We start from the raw sequence: 4,137 nt of genomic DNA, 5'->3' as shown, positions 1-4,137 counted from the left end.
CTGAGGTGGTTCAGCAGTTCGGCGCCGGTCGAGTCGCGCACGATCAGCTGTACCGGGATCGCCGGCGCCACGCTTTGCGTCACGGTGCAGAACTGCTCGAAGGTGACCAGCACGCGGTCCAGGTGTTCCAGCGACGCGGCCGGCACGCCCAGCGTCAGCGTGGCCTGCATGCGCATCACGCGGTTGCGGCCCTGGGCGTTGCGCCCCACATGGGCCTGCAGCTCGCAGCTCAGCGGTTCGGGCGACTGCTTGAACTTGCGCAGCGCAAACAGCAGCGAATCCGACAGGCAGTTGCCCACCGCGGCCGCCAGCAGCTGGACCGGCGACGGTCCGGTCGAACTGCCCAGCGGCGGCGGCTCGTCGCCAATGATGGCGGGCACTTCGTCGCCGAAGCCGATCTCGAAGCGGTAGTCCTGCAGCTGGCGCAGCGTGACGGTGGTGACCAGCGTGGACGGGGTGGGTGAAGTTGAGGTGATGTCGCTCATCGGCGCATCCTACAGACGCTCACCTGATCTTGCCGAGCAGGCCCTGCACTTCCTCCAGCACTTCGCCGAGCTGCTTGCGACCGCGGGGGGTATCGCCCACCCGCGCGCCCAGCTCCTGTTCCATGAAGCAAACCGTCATGCGGACATAGGTACTGTCCAGCGCCTTGCGCACCGCCGACATCTGGCTGGCGATGTCCTGGGTGCTCTGGCCTTCATCCAGCATGCGCTGGATGCCCCTGAGCTGGCCTTCGGCACGCTTCAGGCGGTTCATCAGGTCGGTTCGGCTCTTTTCGTCGGTCAGCATTGCCATCGCCGGGCTCCGTCGCAAGAGATAGGTGCCAGGGGATTGTGCGGCTTTCCGCCCAGGAAAGGCGGTCATCTGTATAGGGGACGACACCATGTGCCGCCGCCTTTTTGCGCCAGTCGCATTCCGTGCCGGGCACGGGTGGGGGTTTGCCAGAAGGACCTGCCGCCTGGTGCTCAGTGCAGGTAACTCAAGCCCAGGCCAGCCAGCGCCGAGGCGATCACCACAGTGATCACGCCCAGCTTGAAGCGGAACAGCGCCAGCCCGGCGCCAATGCCGATCAGCGCCGAGAACAGGTCGAAGCGCCCGGCCCAGCCTTGCGGCCACAGCACACGCCAGGCAAAGAAGACCGCGAGGTTGGCAATCACGCCGACCACCGCGGCGGTGATGCCGGTCAGCGGCGCCGTGAACTTCAGCTTGCCGTGGGTCGATTCGATGAAGGGCCCGCCCAGGAAGATGAACACGAAGGACGGCAGGAAGGTGAAGAAGGTGACCACGCTGGCGGCCGCCGCACCGGCGAGCGGCAATGCGTCCGGCCCGAACAAGGCCTGGCCCCAGCCGCCGACAAAGCCGACAAACGCCACCACCATGATCAGCGGCCCGGGTGTGGTCTCGCCCAGCGCCAGGCCGTCGATCATCTGCGGCGCCGTGAGCCATTGGTAATGGTCGACCGCACCCTGGTACACGTAAGGCAGTACCGCGTAGGCGCCGCCAAAGGTCAGCAGCGCGGCCTTGGTGAAGAACCAGGCCATCTGCGTCAGCGCGCCCTGCCAGCCGTACAACGCACACAACACGCCGATGGCGAGTCCCCACAGCCCCAGGCCGATGCCCAGCACCCAGCGGAAATGGGCCCAACTGAACAACGCATGCGCGGGCGTTGGCGTCGTGTCGTCGATCAATGCGGGGCCAGCCGGCTGGCCCGCCTTGCCATGGCCACCACCGACGGTGAACTTTTCCGGCGCCCAGCGGCCACCCGCGTAACCCATGGCGCCGGCCGCCAGCACGATGAGCGGGAAGGGCAATTGCAGCGCGAAGATCGCCACAAAGGCGGCCACGGCAATGCCCCACAGCCAGCGGTTTTTCAGCGTGCGCGAGCCCACGCGCCACGCCGCATGCACCACCAGTGCGGTGACGGCCGGCTTGATGCCGTAGAACAGCCCGGCGATCACCGGCACGTTGCCAAACGCCATGTAGAGCCAGGACAGCGCGATCAGGATGAACAGCGAAGGCAGCACGAACAGCCCGCCTGCGACCAGCCCGCCCCAGCTGCGGTGCATCAGCCAGCCGATGTAGGTTGCCAGCTGCTGGGCCTCGGGGCCGGGCAGCACCATGCAGTAGTTCAGCGCGTGCAGGAAGCGGCCCTCGGAGATCCAGCGCCGCCGCTCGACCAGCTCCTCGTGCATGATCGCAATCTGCCCGGCCGGTCCGCCAAAGCTGATGAAGCCAAGCTTCAGCCAGAACCAGAAGGCTTCAGCGAGGCTGACGGGGGCGGGCGGGGTGGCGTCCAGCGGCGCAACGGTCATGGGCGCTCCTTCTGTCTGACGCCTACTGAGGCCTACAGCGCTTTGGCCTCCGCCAACGCCGCCGCGAGGGGCCGCAGCTTGTCCGCGTACGGCTGCCACTTCGGGGTTTCGCGCTTGGTGATGACTTGACGCACCGACACCGCGCTGGCAGTGGACACAAGGCGCGTCCGCTCGCCGATGGCCAGCATCGCAGGCTCGAAGTCCAGGCCGCAGAAGGCTGCCACCTTGCGCAGCGTGGCCTCTGGCTGGCCCACCAGTTCGGCGTAGTCCACGTCCAGGATGTGGCCCGGGAACTGGGCATGCCAGTGCGCCATCAGCCGCTGGTACTGGGCGTAGAAGGCGGCCAACTCCCGCAGGTCGTAGCTGTACGGGTTGGCGTCGTGGAACAGCTCGCGCAGGTTGGAGAAGCAGACCTCCATCGGGTCGCGCCGCAAGTGCAGGATGCGGGCCTGCGGCAGTGCTCGGCAGATGAAGCCGATGTTGAGGAAGTTCGAGGGCAGTTTGTCGGTGAAAAACCGCTCGCTGCCCAGGCGCCAGGCCATGCGCTCCAGGTAGCCGCGACCCACGGCGGCAAAGTTGGCGCCGCGTGAGCGTCGAACCAGGGCCAGGTCGATCACACCGCGGCAGTGGTGGTCGGTGGCGTGGCGCATCTGGCTGGTGAAGTCATACAGCTCGCCCAAAGCGCGCACCTCGGAATGACCGTCCAGCATCTGTTCCAACAGCGTGGTGCCAGAGCGGTGCATGCCGACGATGAACAGCGGCAGCTTGGCGCCAGCGTCGGGCACGGGCTGGTCTACAGGTGTGACGGCTGGCGCGGGCATGGCGATCAGCGCATCCACCAGGTCCACGCTGTCCTGGCTGCGATAGTTCAGCTGCGAGCGCTTGGCGCGGCAGGCGCGCTCCAGTGCCGACCAGGCGGCGTCGTGTTCCCCCAGGTCGTCCAGCGTCTTGTGCAGCGCATAGGCCAGTTCGGCAACCTCCTCCGGCCGGCGGTTGGGACGGGCCAGTTCGGTGCGGATCGCGATGACGTGGTTGGATGCGGCAGTCTGCTTGTCCAATTCAGCCAGCAGGCCCCAGGCACGGGCAAGCTGCGGCGCGCGCAGAGTACAGGCCAGCAGTTCGGCACGGGCCTCGTCGAAGCGGCCCAGGTAGAGCAGCACCTGGCCACGTGTCACCAGCACCGCCGGATGGTCCGGTTCGCGGCGCTTGGCCTCGTCCAGCAGCGGCAGCGTGGCGGCGTGTTCATTGAGATGGGTTAGCTGACCAGCAAAACCGAGCAGCAGCGGCATCGGCAGGCGAGCCAGGGGCTTCAGGCGTTCCAGGCAGGCAAGCAGCGCTGGCGCCTCGTTGAAGGTGCGCAGCCGGGCGATCAATTCCTGCACCAGCTCAGGGTCGGTCGGCGCGGCCTCGGCTGCGGCCAACGTGTGCGTGCGGGCTTGGCGGTAATGGCCGGCCAGCGAGGCCATGTACGAGAGCTGCAGCAGCAGGTCGGCATCGCCGGGATGCCGGCTTAGCAGGGTCTCGAAACAGGCCGTGGCTTGCGCCCACCTGCCCTCGGTGGCATGTTGCTCGGCCTGCTGGCGCAATGCGTCGTCCGTGAGCATCTGGCTCCTGCGTGCGGGTAAAGGAAAGGACAGAGCGGGCCTGCGTCCCGCGCTGCATCAGCGGGGGACGCGGGCAACTGGCAAGCTTCCGGCTGCCGGAATCAGCAAGATGTGGCCGCGTGGCATAGGCTGGCGCGGCGCCAAGGAGGCTCAGAACGGAATGTCGTCGTCCATGTCGTCGAAGCCGGTCGACGACTTCGGTGCTGGCCTTGGCGCCGGGG

At 67.3% G+C, this 4,137-nt stretch carries 5 protein-coding genes; 1 reads left to right on the top strand and 4 read right to left on the bottom strand.

Going from position 1 to position 4,137, the window contains the following annotated elements; translation table 11 throughout:
- From FKP22_RS22850 to FKP22_RS22835, 4 genes are all read right to left on the bottom strand, one after another.
- A partial coding sequence (locus FKP22_RS22850; RefSeq protein WP_141289978.1) for an OsmC family protein occupies window positions 1-485 on the bottom strand: 485 nt, incomplete at its 3' end.
- Between the two features lie 19 nt (window positions 486-504).
- The gene (locus FKP22_RS22845; RefSeq protein ID WP_141289977.1) at window positions 505-795 is read right to left on the bottom strand and encodes a metal-sensing transcriptional repressor; all 291 of its coding nucleotides are present in this window, start codon (window positions 793-795) and stop codon (window positions 505-507) included.
- A 170-nt stretch (window positions 796-965) separates the two neighbouring features.
- Window positions 966-2,312: a chromate efflux transporter gene (chrA, locus tag FKP22_RS22840; RefSeq protein ID WP_141289976.1), complete on the bottom strand. Its 1,347-nt coding sequence runs from the start codon at window positions 2,310-2,312 to the stop codon at window positions 966-968.
- Between the two features lie 32 nt (window positions 2,313-2,344).
- Window positions 2,345-3,916 (bottom strand): tetratricopeptide repeat-containing sulfotransferase family protein, encoded by a 1,572-nt coding sequence (locus tag FKP22_RS22835; RefSeq protein WP_141289975.1) that lies wholly within the window; start codon window positions 3,914-3,916, stop codon window positions 2,345-2,347.
- Here FKP22_RS22835 and FKP22_RS33530 point away from each other — a divergent pair.
- The coding region (locus FKP22_RS33530; protein ID WP_211361532.1) for a hypothetical protein at window positions 3,909-4,137 on the top strand (229 nt) is incomplete at its 3' end. The genes FKP22_RS22835 and FKP22_RS33530 overlap by 8 nt on opposite strands.

The sequence above is a fragment of the Ideonella azotifigens genome, from assembly GCF_006519715.1.
Lineage (GTDB): Bacteria > Pseudomonadota > Gammaproteobacteria > Burkholderiales > Burkholderiaceae_C > Ideonella > Ideonella azotifigens.
Note: the sequence above shows the minus strand (reverse complement) of the source record. Positions and strands in the feature narration are given on the sequence as shown.

Excerpts from the sequence above, each read along its gene's own strand:
- FKP22_RS22845 (WP_141289977.1), bottom strand. The coding sequence starts at position 795 with ATGGCAATGCTGACCGACGAAAAGAGCCGAACCGACCTGATGAACCGC.
- chrA (WP_141289976.1), bottom strand. The coding sequence starts at position 2,312 with ATGACCGTTGCGCCGCTGGACGCCACCCCGCCCGCCCCCGTCAGCCTC.
- FKP22_RS22835 (WP_141289975.1), bottom strand. The coding sequence starts at position 3,916 with ATGCTCACGGACGACGCATTGCGCCAGCAGGCCGAGCAACATGCCACC.